Consider the following 16,672-nt stretch of genomic DNA (forward strand, 5'->3'; position numbering starts at 1 on the left):
GGCTCAATTGATGCTTCCCGCCAACTGGAATATCGGCATATACATGAGGATGATGATTCCGCCGATCACCCCACCGATCACCGCCATCAACAGGGGTTCGATCAGCTTCGTCATCCACTCGACCCAGCGCGCAATTTCTTCATCATGAAAATTACCGATTCGCTCCATCATTTCCCCCATCAAACCGGTTCTTTCCCCGACCCGCAGCATGCGGCTGCCAACGGCCGTCGTGAGTCCTTCCGCCTCCATCGCGCTGGAGATTGTTTTTCCCTCGCGGATACTGGCAGCGGCCGCATGCACTTTTGGCCTGAAGTGCGGCTGTAGCAGACCGCTCACCATTTCCAGCGCCTTTGCCACCGGAATACCCCCACGCAACAGCATACCGAGCGTCCTGTAAAACCGGGCAAGTTGATAAACGCGCATGCGTTCTCCGATGGCCGGAATGCGCCATAATTGTTGCGATACCCATATTCTGAACAGCGGCCGCGTCAGGCTATAGATGGCAATTCCTAGCGTGACTGTCCCCACACCCGCCAATTGCCATCCCTGGTCATGCACGAAATGCCCCCATTGGATCAGAAGTACGGAGAGCCACGGCAAATCGGATCCGAGATCCTCATAAATAGCGCTGAACTTCGGCACCACAAAAACCAGAAGGAACATTGCCACCAGCAGCCCTATCACCAGCAGGAGAACCGGATAAATGGAAGCGCCAATCAGTTTCTTGCGGACCAGATCCATCTGCGCCTGATAAGTCATGAAACGCGTCAAGGCTTCAGGCAGGTCGCCAGTGCGCTCGCTTGCGCGCGCACTGGCGACATAAAGAGGCGGGAACGCCTGCGGATAAAATTCCAATGCCCGCGAGAAAGTCATGCCCTCATAAAGCCGCTCAAGCAGTTCGCCCATGATTTTTCGTATGCCGGCGTCCTGCTCTTTTTCCGACAGCGTCTCGATGCTCTCTACCAGGCTGAGCCCCGCCCCCAACAGGGAGAGCAACTCCTGGCTGAAATGCGCCAGTGGAAAACGTAGTCGGGGTTTCGGTATCCAACCGGTAAACCGCCGGCGTATGTCCAAAACCATGCCGCCCTGCGCCATTACCTGGAGACGGGCATCCTTCTCGCTATCCGCCTCGAGTTTCAGCAATACCGTGCCTTGTCCGACAAGTACGGCCTTCACTTCGTAGTGCATCCGAGCCTACCAGTTCGCTATATCGACCGCTTCACCCGTACCACCGGGTTGACCGTCCTTGCCATAGGAATACAAATCGAACTCCGCGCGTTCGCCCGGATATTTATAGACATATGGTCGCCCCCAGGGATCTGGCGGTACCATCTTCTTGAGGTAAGGCCCCTGCCACTTCAGTTCATTGGTGGGACGCGTCACCAGAGAGATCAGTCCTTGTTCGGTAGCTGGATAGTGACCGGTATCCAGGCGATACTGATCCAGCGCCTTTTCCAGGGAATCAATCTGGGCTTGAGCCGCTTTTATTTCGGACTTGCCCACCTGCGAAAAATACTTGGGCGCCACATAGCCAGCCAGCAATCCTATAATGACCATTACGACTAGCAACTCGAGCAGTGTGAATCCATATGCCGCATGCGTACGCCGCTGGATACGCCAACGCTTCATTTCAGTATCCTCGAATCCATTAGTAGACTTTGCAAAACGATACGAAGTGTAAGCGTCTTACATGACAAATCCATTACAGGGAAATGACGGGATAGCTGAAGCGATTGGACTAGAAACGAAGCGCCGCGGGCGGCGTATTGACGGTATTTACAAACCTGATCCTTGATCTCCCGGCACTGTTATGCTCCGCGGAGATTTCAACGCGTTTCCTCATCACAAAAGGATACCGAAGGTCAGGATCGTTGCCTCATAACCGAGGTAACTTTGACCATGGAAAAGATGTGACTTATTCGGCATCGATCTGCTGTTTCAGATCAAATGGGTGCAGTATTTCGTGCAGTGTTCGCAGTTTTGACCTGGTCTCTTCGGTTACACTCTCGTAATCCATGGCACGCTGATAAGGCGTTTCTGGTGTGTGGTACCCTTTACGATAGCGGCGCGCGCCGTGCTCCTTCTGCTTGAGCTTCAGAGTGAGGCAGAAGGATTTCAGCCGGCCTGGCAGCCGATGGGTAACTGCTATGTCGAGATATTCAACAGGGAATTGATCAAGGAGGGATGCCCTAATCGAACAGATAAAAACAATGAGCGATGCACCTCATGCTGAATTAATGCGCTCTCTGGCGGGCGAACACCATGTCCTTGCCGGCTTGATTGGGACAGCTCCGGTTCATTACGTCGATTTACCTGTTCACAGGAACATAGGTGACCTGCTGATCATGCTGGGCACGCTCCGCTTCTTCGCGCTCCATGAGTTGAAGATAAACCTCAAGGCGGCGTATTTTACCTACCGCCCAAGCTGGGCAAGAGCCGGGGATGTGATCGTATTCCAGGGCGGCGGTAATCTTGGCGATCTTTACGCAGGACCGCAGCAGATGCGCCAACATGTGGTGGAGAAGCTACCGGGGAACAGGATAATTATCTTCCCTCAGACCATTCACTTCCGTTCCCCGGATGCGTATGCGCAATGCTGCAGGATTTTTGCAAAGCACCCCGATCTCCATATTTGTGTCAGGGACCATAAGTCATTTGAACTGGCGGTCCCCATGTCGCGGCATGTTTATCTTCTCCCGGATATGGCGCACCAGTTATGGCCGATACAACAAGCCCGGCATTGCGAGGGCCATCGTCTCGCGCTATTGAGAGCTGATGCCGAGTCCGCAGGGAGCGAGGTTATCGATTTTGATATGCGTGCCGACTGGCGGGAGTTGGTCAGGCATAAAAATACCTGGATTCGGATGATGCGGGGAGTGCTGGCTGCCTTGCACCGGGTGCACCTCGACTCGGGTATCCTGTCCCTTGAGATGGACTTGTGGATCAAATACGCAACGAAGCTGGTTGGCGAGGCGATCGATCTTTTCAGCAGATTCGAGGTAGTTACGACTGACCGGTTGCATGCCCACATCTTGTCTTGTCTGATGGGGATTCCGAATACGGTCTTGAATAATTCTTATGGCAAGAATTATTCTTATATCACTGCGTGGACCGGGTCGAGCAGTATCGTGGATTACCAAGCGAAAAGCGTTGAATAAAATCGAAGAATAATCCTCCTTCGGAAGAGGAATGACGGCAAGCCGTCAGGAGAGTGAGCTGTCTCATCCAACTTCACGATGCTTGCGTGCGTCCGCTCAATTCTCTTGGTAACAACCCCTATTATTATGCCCAAGCCAAAATTGCGTGATCAGATAGCTCGTTTTCTCGACATCCCCGTTCATATGCCAGGGGTTATAAAGCACGGTAATGATTTATGCACCAGGATCGACGGTAATTTTCTGCATATCCGAAGTAAACGCACGAAACTTGTTCTATCCCCGGAGGCACTGGGTACTGCTTTCCTGCTGCCTACTGTCGCGATGGGCAGACGTCTTGTCGGGGAATCGTGCGATCCGGTATGGCTGGAGAACACGCAACGCATACTTGATCAGGTAAATGCGTGGTGGGATTATGGGGCAGTTCAGCCTGACTTTGCACCCGGTAATCCTGGTCGGCCAAACCAAGGTGTCGGGCTGGCGTTTAGCTTAGGAGTTGATTCATTTTATTCCTGCTTTTTTGCCGATCCAGCACCCGATCTTTTAATTCTGGCTTCCGGATTTGATATCCCGCTAGAAAGAAAAGATATCCTTGCATCCATGTGTAATTCTCTAGCCACAGTAGCCGAGGCAACGGGTAAAGATTGGACAATGATTGAGACTGATCTCAGAAGGCATCGTCTTTTTCGGAGATTATCCTGGGAATTCTCCCATGGGGGTGCGGTTGCATTTTTAGGGCACCTCCTGCAAGAACGCATCGGTTCCTTGCTTATTTCATCGAGCTTTGACCAGGATCATCTGGGTCCCTGGGGTTCGCACCCTGAGCTCGATCCTTGCTGGTCCTCCAGCCGACTTTCGGTCAAAAGCATAGGACATGAGGTTTCTCGATCAGAAAAGATAAAGCGGTTGGTGAATCATACTATTGCCAAACCACTTCTGAAGCGCCATCTACGCGTATGCTGGGAACACCCGACATCACTTGGTAACTGCGGTTATTGCCGTAAATGCGTCCTGCTGCGCATGACCTTGAGTTGGCATGCCCCTGATTTCAAGCTCGATACTTTGCCGGAAAATATACCGCTGGTTCAAGCTATTGAGGCTTTGCCCCCAATAACGGATGATTTATCACTTAATTTTCGAAGGGAGCTGGTGGGACATCTTGATCCGCCTGTTGATAGAGCATTACGTAAGCTGATTCAGCGGTCAGAAGAAATCATTAACCGTGATACAGCAGATGCTTGAAAGCTTTCCGGCATTGCGATCAATCGAGGCAGGCAGGTCTGTATTGTTGCGATTGTCCCGAGCCGCATAGGTTTACAAATCGCAGGTTCCCGGAAATTGCTCATCCACATCAGCAAGCCTGCTGTCACCCGTGCATTATGACTATAGAAAACGGCAACGAATTCATTTTCAAAATCATGGATAGGGTAAATGGGTATGGCTCTGGGTCGTCCCAGTCCACCTTTCGGCGGGCGTAAGCCAATTCAGATTTATGCATTAAAACCGCAATCAACCCTATCGCCGACCTATTCTTGAGTACTTGCGAACTTGCTGCCCTATTGCAGAAGTTTGGGGTAGAAAAACAGCAGACATGGAGCGACTTGAATAGAGAACGATTGTTCTCTATAATGAGATCAATCGTTCTCTATTCAGCTCTCGCCATGCAGCAACTCGACATTTCTTCTTATCTTGGCAAGCTTCAGGATTACTACGTCCGGGAAAGAATCATTCCCTCGACAACTCAATTATCTGTGCTATGGAACGGAAAGGCCCGTTCCTGGACACACCGGATCGTCCAGCGTTTAAAAGAAGAGGGTTTTCTGGAAAATGGTCCGGGCGGAAGATTGCGCCCGGGGCCACGCTTTTTCGAGCGAGCGGTCGGGCATACGGTCCGTGCAGGGTTGCCTCAAGAGGCTCCCGACGTTCAGCCTGAATTATTGCGTATAGATGATTATCTTATCGAAAAGCCTTCTCAAACCATCCTGTTTCCCGTCAAGGGCGATTCGATGATCGATCTGGGAATACTCGAGGGCGACATGGTGGTTATTGAACGCAGCAATTCAGCTTCACTTGGCCAGGTCGTATTGGCTATCGTGGACAACGAATTCACCCTCAAGGTCCTGGCCAGGGACAAGGAAGGCTATTACCTGGAAGCGCGCAATGATAGGCGAAGCAAGGAGTACCTGCCTATCCGGCCCGAGCAGAAACTGGAAATCTACGGGTTTTATGTTGGCCTGTTTCGAAAAGCCCCCGCTGCCGGAAACCACCTCGGTCCCAGCCGTGGTTAATGGAACTTCACCATGTCGATGCTTGCTTCCTCACCCTCTGCGCCGCTATCGCTTTTGCAAATCGAAGCTCGATTCAAAAACAGGATATGGAGGGGCGATCCATCAGGATCTTCGAGTGATCCATCGGGATCTTCAGCGGATCCGGTTGTTTCCAGTGGTTTCAGCGAACTGGATAAAGCTTTGCCCGGAGGGGGATGGCCTGTTCACAATCTGACGGAATTGCTGCTACCGGCAGAAGGGCTGGGAGAAATCAGATTATTGGGTCGACCGCTTGAGCAGATCACCGGAGACGGGAGAAATATTCTATTGGTGGGTCCGCCTTATATTCCTTATATGCATGCGTGGGAGAACCTGCATATTGATAGTCGGCGTATTGTAATTGCCAGAGTCGACAAACCGGCCGAGCGATTATGGGTACTTGAACAAGGGATCAAAAGCGCCGCTTTCGGAGCTGTTATCGGCTGGCTGCCCGAATCCAGCCTGCAAACGACGCGCAGATTACAGGTCATCGCGCGAACTGTTGCCAGCCTGGTTTTCTTGTTCAGGCCGGTGAGCGCGCAATTCGAATCCTCCGCGGCCCCACTTAGAATATGGCTCGGTCCGGTAGCGCAGCATACGCTTTCTGTGCGCCTGCTGAAACGGCGGGGTGCTCCGACTGTCCTGCCCATTTACATTGTCCTCCCTCAGATAAAGCCCTTCTCCAGCTCCGCTGTATCCGGATCTGCTTTAGTCCATTGTTGAGTCTTGGATCAAAATGTTGTGGATCGCTCTACATTGTCCAACATTATCGCTCGACTGGATTGAACGCCGGTTTCCTGCCGCACTGATCCCCGCAATGGCGGTAACTATTCGCAAGGGTAATCAGGCTTATATCCGGCAAGCCAATAAGCCGGCGCAACAATGGGGAGTAACGGCTCATCAACCCTTGGCAAGCGCCCTGTCTCTTTTTCCCGACCTGGTGGTATTGGAGCATGACCCGAATGAAGAAATGAAAGCGTTGCAGGAAGCTGCATATGCCGCTTTGCGTTTCACTCCCAATATTGTGCTGCAATGCAGCGGCCTGATCGCGGAGGTTTCCGGAAGCCTGAAGCTGTTTGGCGGCCTGAAAAAATTGTGCCGATTACTCAACCGGGCAGTGACTGCACAAGGCTTGCAACTCTGCGTGGGCGCAGCTCCCACTGCAAAAGGAGCATGGCTTCTCGCACAGTCCACGCCACCGCACACCGTCATCAATGGCGCGGGGGCTAAATTCCACTTATTGCTCGACTTCCTGCCCGTCAGTTTGCTGGAGTCGGCCCAGGCTCATCTTGAAGTCATTCGCGGCATAGGCTGCAAAACGCTGGCTGATTTACGGCGATTGCCACGTGGAGGAATGGCGCGTCGATTTGGCACGGGTCTTCTGATGGAACTGGATCAGGCTTACGGCGACTCGCCAGACCCTCAAAAATGGTTTGAAGCACCGGAATATTTCCAGCGAAAGATGGAATTAATGGCGCAAGTTGAAAATGCCGGCATGTTGCTGCTTCCCGTACAGCGGATGATCGAGCAAATGTGCGGCTGGCTGGCTTCACGCTATACGGCGGTTTCAGCGTTCTCGCTCATTCTGCACCATGAATATTCTCTCCGGCAGCCACATCGATCCACGCCCATAAACATACGGCTTTCCGAGCAAAGTAATGATCCCGGTCATTTAATGATTTTGCTCCGTGAACGCCTGGAGCGTACAAAACTGATGGTTCCGGTTTGCGGATTGGAGCTGATAGCGGACGAAATAACAACGGGAATGGAGGCCAATCTGGAACTGTTCCCGACCGCGCAATCGGAAGCGACTTCATTGAGCCGGTTTATTGAAAAACTTTCCTCCCGCCTGGGGCCGCAAGCCATCACGAGTCTGCAAGCTGTCTCTGACTATCGGCCGGAGTGCAGCCAAAGATTCAATGCTTCAGGAATAGGTGGATTTTCATGCCGTGGAATGCATCGGGACAGAATTTCATCGGAATTAATTCGTCCCGCCTGGTTAATGGAAACACCGCTGAAACTGAAGCTGCAACGTCAGCGGCCGGTTTACGGGTCGCTATTGAAATTAATTTCAGGACCGGAACGAATCGAGGCAGGCTGGTGGGACGATGGCGCGATCACACGCGACTATTTTATTGCGGAAAATAATCTTGGCCAATTGTTATGGATTTACTGCGAGCACAACTCGACAGGAGACAATAAGAAAAAAGACTGGTATTTGCAGGGGCTGTTTGGATAGATCGATTTTGCCTCCATCCGGGGCATTCTGAGTTATTTCTGAACATGTATTCTTTCCCTCCTCCCTACGCTGAACTGCACTGCTGCTCCAGTTTCAGCTTTCTGAAAGGTGCTTCCTTTCCGGAAGAGCTGGTTGAACGCGCGGCAAGCCTGGGCTATAGCGCACTGGCCATAACGGATGAGTGTTCCATGGCGGGGGTGGTGCGAGCCCATTCCGAAGCAAAAAAAACCGGCCTCCCTCTTCTGATCGGAAGCCAATTTATCCTGGAGGATGGACTGCGGTTGGTCTGCCTGGCCATGAATCGGGAAGGCTACGGCAATCTATGCGAACTGATAACGCTGGCAAGACAGCGTGACAAGAAAGAGGCTTATCGTATAAGCCGCGCGGATTTTGAAAGCTGTCCTGATGCGCCTCATCTTGCCCTGTTGCGAGATTGTCTGATTTTATTGATTCCTCGTTCTACTCAAACAGAAACCTGTCTGGTAAATGACATGCGCTGGGCACTGTCGCTATTTCCTGGCCGCTGCTGGGCTGCTGTCGAGCTATTGCTTCATGCCGGCGAGGATCACCTGCTCGAACGAATACGGCAGGCTGCGGCTATCACAAGGATACCGCTCGTGGCCGCCGGCGATATCACCATGCATGACGGTTCTCGCAAACCTCTTCACGATACGATGACGGCCATTCGTATCGGCAAGCCGCTTTCCGAATGCGGCTATTCTCTCCAGCCTAATGCGGAACAGCATCTGCGTACAAGATTGCAATTGACAGAAATCTATTCGCCGCAGCTCTTGCAGGAGACTGTTTCGATTGCAGCGCGTTGTACTTTCTCGCTGGACGAGTTGCGCTATGAATATCCTGATGAATCAGCAGGAACTGGCGAGACCTATGCCGCCTATCTGCGACGCATGGTTGAGGAGGGCATGGCAAGACGGTTTCCCGAAGGCGCCTCGGTCAAAGTCAGGAAACAGGTCGAATATGAATTGAAGCTGATCGCCGATCTGAACTACGAGCCCTATTTCCTGACGGTATTCGATATCGTAAAGTTCGCCCGGTCGCGCGGCATTCTCTGCCAGGGACGCGGATCGGCGGCCAATTCGGCGGTCTGCTATTGCCTGGGTATTACCGAGATTGATCCGGAACGCAGCAGCCTGCTATTTGAACGGTTTATTTCTAAAGAACGTAATGAGCCCCCCGATATCGATGTCGATTTCGAACATCAACGCCGGGAAGAGGTCATTCAACATATCTATCAGAAGTATGGTCAGGACCGTGCGGCGATAGCGGCAACGGTAATCACATACCGTACCCGCTCGGCGGTCCAGGACATTGGCAAAGCGCTGGGGCTCGATATCGAACGCATCAAACGGTTATCCGGTTCTTTTGCCTGGTGGGACAAGACCTCGGATATTTCTACGCGGCTCATTGAAAACGGCTTCGATCCCGATAGTCCCGTCATCCGGAAGCTGATTCAGCTGATCCCAGCCTTATATGGGTTTCCACGCCATTTATCGCAGCATGTAGGCGGTTTTGTCATTACCTGCGACAAGCTGTGCCGCATTGTCCCGATCGAGAATGCCGCCATGCCGGATCGCCGCATTATCCAATGGGATAAGGACGATCTTGCAGCGGTAGGGCTGATGAAAATCGATGTGCTCGCACTGGGTATGCTATCGGCCATCCGCCGCACGCTCGATCTGGTTTCCATACAGCACGGCAAGCCATTCCAGATGCAGGATATCCCGGCGGAAGATGAAACCACCTTCGACATGATCTGCAAAGCCGACACCATCGGTGTTTTCCAGATCGAATCCCGAGCACAGATGTCCATGCTGCCGCGCTTGAGGCCGCGGAATTTCTATGATCTGGTGATAGAGGTCGGCATCGTTCGTCCGGGGCCGATTCAGGGAGGCATGGTGCATCCCTACTTACGGCGCCGTCAAGGGCTGGAACCGGTGAGCTATCCAAGCGAGGAAGTCAAAACCGCTTTGAAGCGAACCTATGGCGTTCCGATTTTCCAGGAACAGGTGATGCAACTGGCAGTGCTGGCCGCCGGCTTTACTCCAGGCGAGGCAGACCAGTTGCGACGTTCCATGGCCGCCTGGAAAAGAAAAGGGGAGCTCGGTTCTTTCCATAAGAAATTAATCGAGGGAATGACCAGCCGAGGCTACACCCTCGATTTTGCTGAACGGATCTTCCGCCAAATCCAGGGTTTTGGCGAATATGGGTTTCCGGAATCTCATGCCGCAAGCTTTGCGTTGCTGGTTTATGTATCGGCCTGGCTTAAATGCCACGAGCCCGCTGCCTTCCTGTGCGCCATGCTGAACAGCTTGCCCATGGGTTTTTATAGCGCATCGCAACTGATCCAGGATGCGCAGCGGCATGGCGTTCAAGTCAGGCCTGTGGACGTGACAATCAGTGACTGGGATTGCACGCTTGAAGAACAGATGGATAAATCTTTTCAGCTTGCTGTCCGGCTGGGCCTGAGCAGGGCGAAAGGGATCGGCATTAAAGCTGCCCGGCATATCGTTGAGGCAAGAAAAATCTCACCATTTGAAAATACGGGCGATTTGGCAAGCCGCGCATCCTTGAATAGCGCTGAGATGCGCTCCCTCGCCCGCTCCGATGCGCTGTGCGCGCTGTCGGGTCATCGGCGGCAGGCTTTATGGGCGGTTGCATCTCACATAAAACAACTGGATCTGATGCGAGACGTCCCCGTGAAGGAGACGCTGCCCAACATTGCCGCTGCGCGTGAAGGAGAGGAAATCACGGCTGACTACGCCAGCACGGAACTCACTTTGCGCAGACACCCCCTTGCCCTGTTGCGGCCAAAATTGACCAGGATGAATTTAAATTCGGCAATGGAGCTGGACAATTACCCAACGGGGCGGCTGGTGCGAACCACCGGTATCGTAACCTGCCGTCAGCGTCCTGGAACGGCAAGCGGCGTGGTCTTTGTTACGCTCGAAGATGAGACCGGGATAACGAACGTCGTGGTATGGAGCCAGCTTGTCCGGAAACAACGCCGTGAAATATTAAACTCAAGGCTTTTAACGGTGTATGGGGTATGGCAACGTGAAGGTGAAGTCAAGCATTTGATTGCCAAGCGGCTGGTAGACCATAGTCATTTGTTGGGTAATCTCATGGTAGAGAGCCGGGATTTTCATTAATCCCATGAATCCGGTTCTCTTGAAAGCCCTTTTCTTGAAGACTATAGTTCAATGGAGCTGGCAAAAGTTGTACGCCTATACCTGGAAAATAGGGAAAGCTCGCAACCACACCAGTTTTTGGCTTTACAAGTCTCCATGTTAAATAGGCTTGGAACCGGTTGATTGCCGAAATGATATCAATCCCGTTAGCTCGGCCTTGTCGATATCAGGATTTCGCAGGCGACCAGGCTGTGGTCACAGTCATCTCATCGTTACCAATTCTTGGAGAAATACCATGCAAAACAATCAAAAGATCACCCCATGTTTGTGGTTCGATGATCAGGCCGAAGAAGCGGCTGAGTTTTATACCGGTATTTTTCGGAATTCGAAGATATTGAATATTTCTCGCTATGGAGAGGCGGGATATGAAATCCACGGAAAACCGGCGGGAACAGTAATGACCGTCTCATTTGAACTCGATGGACAGGCATTCACCGCGCTTAACGGTGGCCCGACGTTCAAATTCAACGAAGCCATCTCATTTCAGGTCAATTGTGATACGCAGGAAGAAGTGGATTATTACTGGGAGAAGCTGTCTGAAGGCGGGGACGAAAAAGCACAGCAGTGCGGTTGGCTGAAGGATAAATACGGCGCATCATGGCAAATTGTTCCCGGCGTTCTACTCGAGATGCTGAATGATGCCGATTCGGAAAAATCCGAAAGGATCATGGAAGCAATACTTCATATGAAGAAGATGGATATTGATGAACTAAGGCGCGCATATGCCGGATAATTTTTAGCGCGGCAAAGCCGGTGGTATTGTCGCATAAGCTGCCTCGACAACGCGCTGCGGGATGGCGACTGACCCGCTGCGCGTTATTGGCCGATCTTCTTCGCGTTAAAACAATGCATCCGACGCCGAATCGAAGGCCGAATCAGCGTCGGATGCATTCATTCATTAAAACGAACTCCTCGCTGAACCGGAAGAACAAAAGCGGGATTAGTAACGACTGGAAAGCCTGACTGTATCAAGACGACTGGCATTCGCCTCATCTACAGGGCCTGCCTCGACTTGCGCCGATGAACGATAGTACCCATCAGCCCCAGGCCGGCCAGCAGCATGGCGTAGGTTTCCGGTTCGGGTACCACGCCTGCCACCAAGGTGCCCGTAACGCCATACTTATCCAGGAGATGCGGATTGGCGATATCCTGAGCCAGATAATCCGATCCTCCCACGAACACTGAATAATCACCTGCGGCCAGGTTCATGAAAGTGTGCGAAACCTTGCCATCCGCTACACCGTCGAATCCGGGGATCGTTCCCATTCCATCGTAAGCATGCCCAACATATTTAAAAAAGCTCAGGGCAGCGGGCAAATCTTTTACCGGATCGGGCGCATTGCCGATTTTCCAGTCATTCAATGCTCTGAATGAACCTTCGGTGTCAGCGGGCCGATATGCTTTTGAGATATCCGAAGAATCATAATCCGCCCCCATCGGTGCAACATGCGCAAGCCCCTGATAGAGCGAGAAACCGGGCGTCAATCCATCGAGCACGGGGGCAGCACCCGCTGCTGCGGTGTAAACCTGGCTAGCGAACGAGAGCGTCACATTTGTCGGGTTAAGCAACGTAAACCGGTAAGCCAGTGTTTTGTGAGCATCGCCGTAGTCTGCGTCCGTGCCGTCGATCCAGCCGTAATTACCGGTAACTGCCTGATTTGATATGCTGGAAATAGCGTAAGTATTATCGAAAGCGCCGAAGTTGCGGCCGGTATAGCCGACGTGAGCGAATGCCGGCAAGGAAGTCATGCCCGCAAGGAAAAGTGCATATCTGAGGGGTTTTTTCATATGTAGTCCCTTTTCATGGATGATATTAAATGTCATTAGCATCGGCATGCCCGTTGCCGGGACCGATGCGGCAGAGTATTCATTATCCATATCTACAAATCAATGTGACATATTGCCGCATGTGGCAAATTGTCGCAGGCCAATACAGGCGCGGCAATATAAGCTATCCAGCGTAAACGTACAGAAGTGGCCCCAAGAATTTGAACAAATCCATAAGTGGAAAATCTGCTACCTTTTGATGGTCCCTGCTGGGCTTTGATATGAAGCAGAGAAATGGCAAAAAGAGCAAGACGGACGCACTCAGCGGCGTTCAAAGCCAAAGTGGCACTGGCAGCGCTGGCTGGTGACAAGACGCTGGCCGAACTGGCACAGCGGTTTGAAGTTCATCCCAACCAGATTACCGAGTGGAAACGGCAACTGAACGAACGGGCGGTCGACGTGTTTGGCGGAGGCGGCACTGCGGCGGAGCCACCGGTTGATTTGAAGGTGTTGCACGCCAAGATTGGGCAACTGACGCTGGAGAATGATTTTTTAGAAGGTGCGCTCACCAAGGTGGGATTGTTGAGCGCAAAGCGATGATAGACGTCCACCACGCACTTCCGATCAGCCGTCAGGCCCGGTTGGCCGGCATCAGCCGGGGCAGCGTGTATTATCTGCCCAAACCAGTCAGCGCCGTGGATCTGGCGCTCATGCGCCGCATTGACGAATTGCACCTGGAACATCCGTTCATGGGCGCGCGCATGCTGCGCGACCAACTCAATCGGGAAGGGCTCGATGTTGGACGCAAGCATGTTGGCACGTTGATGAAGCGTATGGGCATTGAGGCGCTATATAGAAAGCCTGGAACCAGCAAGAGGCACCCTGGCCATGAAATTCATCCTTACCTGTTGCGCAGCCTCGCCATCAACCGGGCCAACCAGGTCTGGGCGCTCGATTCGACCTATATTCCAATGGCCAAAGGATTCATCTACCTTACCGCCGTCGTGGATTGGGCCTCGCGCCGGGTATTAGCCGCAAAGGTAGCGATCACGCTGGAAGCCTGCCATGCCGTCGATGTGCTGCAAGAGGCGTTTCATCGCCATGGCAAGCCGGAGATCGTGAATACCGATCAAGGCAGCCAGTTCACCGCGCATGAGTTCGTGCAGGCCGTCAGGGAACAGGGCTGTAACCTCAGCATGGACGGGCGCGGAGCCTGGAGGGACAATGTGTTCGTCGAGCGCCTGTGGAAATCGGTGAAATACGAGCGGGTGTACTTGCATGCCTATGACTCGATCGCAGAAGCCAGAGCATCAATTATGCAATACATGGATTGGTACAACCGATCCAGGCCACATGCGAGCCTGGGCAAGAAAACGCCTGATGAGGCTTATGCCGTGATGCTGCCGACGGTCGAACTGGCAGCGTGAGAATCAGCAGAGATTCCACTTAAAATATTCAAGGTGTTGTTCAAACAAACGGAACCACTTCTTACTGCATTCCATGAATGGATCCTGGTTTATCCTAAGGTTATTGTTTCTCCAGATACACGGGTACGACAGCCGCGTTAGCCTGGGTTATAAAGCCGAAAATAAATGATCGCCAATCCCATCCTGTTCGCCTTACCGATAGAAAATTTCCGGCGGTCGATACGTTCGATAGCGTACCGAATGACTCAAGGAGAAGGCGTATTTGTTACGGACGCAAGAATGGAAAATTATCGATTGGAAACGAAAGCAGACCGATCACCCACTGAGAGGCGGGCCGTTCAGGTTTTCCATTATCGTCGCGGGCAGACCGTATCTCGTTACAAAGGAGTTCCGATATGTCGATCGCAGTCACCCAGCGGGGCTTCGAGCCCGCCCATTCCAATACCAACCTTCATGAAATCATCTTCACCCAGGCGTCGGTCCGGCAGAACGGCATCCGCCGGTTGTTTACCATTCCGCTTTATGGCGACGGCCGCGGCACCGAAGCCACCACGCTGATCGCGCCAGGCATTAAAACGCGCGACGGGAAAACTCGAGACCTGGTTATTCACGGCATCATGTCCGACTATGTCGAGGCCCACGACGCCATGACAGGGCAGCCCATCTGGCGCCAAAGCCTGGGGGTGGCGATACGGGGCAGCAAGGCGATTGACACCTACCTGATCAATGATCACTGGGGTTTCCTGAGCACCGGCATACTCGACCTTGCCGACGGCGCCTGGGGCGGTGTGTCGTGGTCATCACCCGATGGCGGCGTTGCGAAGGCGAGCTTCTGGTTCCACTGGATCAGCATTGTCGATGGGTCGCATCTGGCTCCTCCGTTGAGCCTGGATGGCGCGATTTACAACCCGGGCGGCGGCATCGCCAGCCAGAAATTTTCGAGCGCGGCGCGCAAACAGCGATGCGGCCTTGCCATGATGACGATTGGCGGTGCGAAGACAGTTTTCATCGCGGCCGGCTCCGTCTCGGAAGCCTCGCGAGCAACCGCGGCTGGGTGATCGCGGTAGACGTAACGACGAAAGGCATCACGAAGATCGCGGCGGCCTGGTCCTCGACCGCAAGGTATTCGGGCGGCGGTATCTGGATGGGTGCGCAGGCGCCGGCGGTGCAGGGCAACAAGCTGTATCTCATGACCGGCAATGGTGCCTTCGATCCGCCGGCCGATCTTGGCGAGTGCCTGGTGGAGTTGCAGTATGATCCAGCCACGACGACGACGGTTGCATGCCACGGATTGGTTCGCCCCGTTCAGCGACGCCGCGCGTAACGGCGACGACCCGACGCTGCCGGAGCCGAAAGAAGACGGCAATGATAACGGTGACGGCGCCAGCAACACGAACGCCTTTACGGGTATGGACCTTGGCTCCGGCGGCCTGGGCATCATACCTGAACTGGGATGCGCGATCGGCGCGGGCAAAGATGGCATTGTCTATATCTTGCGGCTCGGCGCGTTCGGCAAGAGGCAAAATGAGGATTTTGCACCTGCGAAGATCGCCAGCAACTATGCGAAGGCGAAATATATCGGCTGGTTCACATTCTTCCCCGGCTTCGACGTCAGCCCGACTCCAACCGACATGACCCGGCTCAACAAGCTGTTCGACGGCAAAACCCATCATCAGCACTCGACACCTGTGGTCTACAAGTCGCCGGTACATGGGTGGATGGTGTTCTGCTGGGGAGAGAATGCGAGCTTGCGCGCCTGGAAGGTGAATGCGAACCTTACCCTGACTTTCCTGGCATCGAGCGACGAAACGGCATCGCCGAATACCGGCGGCGTGGGTGGAATGCCAGGCGGCATGATCAGCCTGTCGGCCAATGGTTCGACACCGGGGTCGGCGGTGTTGTGGGCATCGGTCCCCTATGGCAACGCCAACTCGGAGATCACCAACGGCCGCTTGCTGGCCTATGTGTTCAACAAATTTCTGCCGCCAACACCCGCCAACGGCAGGATCTATCTGGCCAACTACTCGGGCGGAGTTGATGTTTATGGCCCATAACCCAGGGTAACTCACTAAAAGACGAATCAGCCACCAGTCTTTTACAATGCGCCCCCTCAAGGACGCTGCTTCGATACTGATGCGTATGATCAAAAGGCGTTTTGCAATGCCTGGAAGTCTGGAATTCCCTTCTCGTCGGGCACGACGACTTCCCCATCGAACCATCCGCTCTTGAAGCCCATTGCGCCGATCGCTTTTAAAATATGCGTCAGTTTATGGAACCAGTCATTGCCGTTACGGGTGAAAAGCTGGACTTTTTCGCCGTCTATGCGAGTCAGTATCCGGTAACCGTCGAACTTGATTTCGTAGGTCCATTCAGCCGGGTCATTGGGAGGCCCATCGACCAGCGTGGCGAGCTGCGGCTTGAGCGCGTGAGGAAGGTCAGCTTCGAGTGCGTTTCCCGGCAAAATGCGGCAAACCGGATACTTTTTTCTTTTTGGGCGCTGCTTTGGCACCGGCAGGAGGAATAGATTTTCTTAATCTAATGGGTGAAGTTTAAAGCGTGCACTGTACGC

15 protein-coding genes are annotated in these 16,672 nt (G+C 53.2%); 11 read left to right on the forward strand and 4 right to left on the reverse strand.

Features of this window, described 5'->3' with window-relative positions:
• Positions 1 to 3: 3 nt before the first annotated feature.
• Positions 4 to 1,188 (reverse strand): type II secretion system F family protein, encoded by a 1,185-nt coding sequence (locus F822_RS06940; RefSeq protein ID WP_025041366.1) that lies wholly within the window; start codon positions 1,186 to 1,188, stop codon positions 4 to 6.
• Positions 1,189 to 1,194: 6 nt separating this feature from the next.
• Positions 1,195 to 1,629, reverse strand: coding sequence for a type II secretion system major pseudopilin GspG (gene gspG, locus F822_RS06945; protein WP_025041367.1), 435 nt, complete (start codon positions 1,627 to 1,629; stop codon positions 1,195 to 1,197).
• A gap of 581 nt (positions 1,630 to 2,210) precedes the next feature.
• On the opposite strand from gspG, the gene F822_RS06950 reads away from it, so the two are divergent.
• The 7 genes from F822_RS06950 to F822_RS06980 all read left to right on the forward strand — a co-directional run bounded on the left by F822_RS06950 (position 2,211) and on the right by F822_RS06980 (position 11,642).
• On the forward strand, positions 2,211 to 3,158 hold the full coding sequence (locus F822_RS06950; RefSeq protein WP_025041368.1) for a polysaccharide pyruvyl transferase family protein: 948 nt from the start codon (positions 2,211 to 2,213) through the stop codon (positions 3,156 to 3,158).
• 126 nt (positions 3,159 to 3,284) lie between these two features.
• On the forward strand, positions 3,285 to 4,397 hold the full coding sequence (locus F822_RS06955; protein WP_197272886.1) for a hypothetical protein: 1,113 nt from the start codon (positions 3,285 to 3,287) through the stop codon (positions 4,395 to 4,397).
• Between the two features lie 386 nt (positions 4,398 to 4,783).
• On the forward strand, positions 4,784 to 5,443 hold the full coding sequence (locus F822_RS06960) for a LexA family protein (RefSeq protein WP_231623592.1): 660 nt from the start codon (positions 4,784 to 4,786) through the stop codon (positions 5,441 to 5,443).
• Between the two features lie 12 nt (positions 5,444 to 5,455).
• On the forward strand, positions 5,456 to 6,184 hold the full coding sequence (imuA, locus tag F822_RS06965; RefSeq protein ID WP_025041371.1) for a translesion DNA synthesis-associated protein ImuA: 729 nt from the start codon (positions 5,456 to 5,458) through the stop codon (positions 6,182 to 6,184).
• Between the two features lie 13 nt (positions 6,185 to 6,197).
• Positions 6,198 to 7,700, forward strand: a complete 1,503-nt coding sequence (locus F822_RS06970) for a Y-family DNA polymerase (protein ID WP_025041372.1) — start codon at positions 6,198 to 6,200, stop codon at positions 7,698 to 7,700.
• Positions 7,701 to 7,744: 44 nt separating this feature from the next.
• Entirely contained in the window at positions 7,745 to 10,870 is a 3,126-nt protein-coding gene (locus F822_RS06975; RefSeq protein ID WP_025041373.1) for an error-prone DNA polymerase, read from the forward strand.
• Positions 10,871 to 11,144: 274 nt separating this feature from the next.
• The gene (locus F822_RS06980; protein WP_025041374.1) at positions 11,145 to 11,642 is read left to right on the forward strand and encodes a VOC family protein; all 498 of its coding nucleotides are present in this window, start codon (positions 11,145 to 11,147) and stop codon (positions 11,640 to 11,642) included.
• A gap of 260 nt (positions 11,643 to 11,902) precedes the next feature.
• On the opposite strand, the gene F822_RS06985 is transcribed toward F822_RS06980, so the two are convergent.
• On the reverse strand, positions 11,903 to 12,697 hold the full coding sequence (locus tag F822_RS06985) for a PEP-CTERM sorting domain-containing protein (protein ID WP_025041375.1): 795 nt from the start codon (positions 12,695 to 12,697) through the stop codon (positions 11,903 to 11,905).
• A gap of 273 nt (positions 12,698 to 12,970) precedes the next feature.
• Here F822_RS06985 and F822_RS06995 point away from each other — a divergent pair.
• From F822_RS06995 to F822_RS07010, 4 genes are all read left to right on the forward strand, one after another.
• A protein-coding gene (locus F822_RS06995; RefSeq protein WP_156304367.1) for an IS3 family transposase occupies positions 12,971 to 14,103 on the forward strand; the annotation gives its coding sequence in 2 pieces (ribosomal slippage) (positions 12,971 to 13,232 and positions 13,232 to 14,103; 1,134 coding nt in all).
• A 395-nt stretch (positions 14,104 to 14,498) separates the two neighbouring features.
• The gene (locus tag F822_RS07000) at positions 14,499 to 15,161 is read left to right on the forward strand and encodes a hypothetical protein (RefSeq protein WP_025042118.1); all 663 of its coding nucleotides are present in this window, start codon (positions 14,499 to 14,501) and stop codon (positions 15,159 to 15,161) included.
• Positions 15,158 to 15,427, forward strand: a complete 270-nt coding sequence (locus F822_RS07005; RefSeq protein ID WP_025042119.1) for a hypothetical protein — start codon at positions 15,158 to 15,160, stop codon at positions 15,425 to 15,427. The genes F822_RS07000 and F822_RS07005 overlap by 4 nt, the downstream gene beginning before the upstream one ends.
• Positions 15,357 to 16,157: a hypothetical protein gene (locus F822_RS07010; RefSeq protein WP_156304368.1), complete on the forward strand. Its 801-nt coding sequence runs from the start codon at positions 15,357 to 15,359 to the stop codon at positions 16,155 to 16,157. The genes F822_RS07005 and F822_RS07010 overlap by 71 nt, the downstream gene beginning before the upstream one ends.
• A gap of 89 nt (positions 16,158 to 16,246) precedes the next feature.
• Here F822_RS07010 and F822_RS07015 read toward each other — a convergent pair whose 3' ends face one another.
• The gene (locus tag F822_RS07015; protein WP_231623593.1) at positions 16,247 to 16,564 is read right to left on the reverse strand and encodes an ATP-dependent DNA ligase; all 318 of its coding nucleotides are present in this window, start codon (positions 16,562 to 16,564) and stop codon (positions 16,247 to 16,249) included.
• Positions 16,565 to 16,672 lie beyond the last annotated feature (108 nt).

This window comes from Nitrosospira briensis C-128, assembly GCF_000619905.2.
Taxonomy (GTDB): domain Bacteria; phylum Pseudomonadota; class Gammaproteobacteria; order Burkholderiales; family Nitrosomonadaceae; genus Nitrosospira; species Nitrosospira briensis.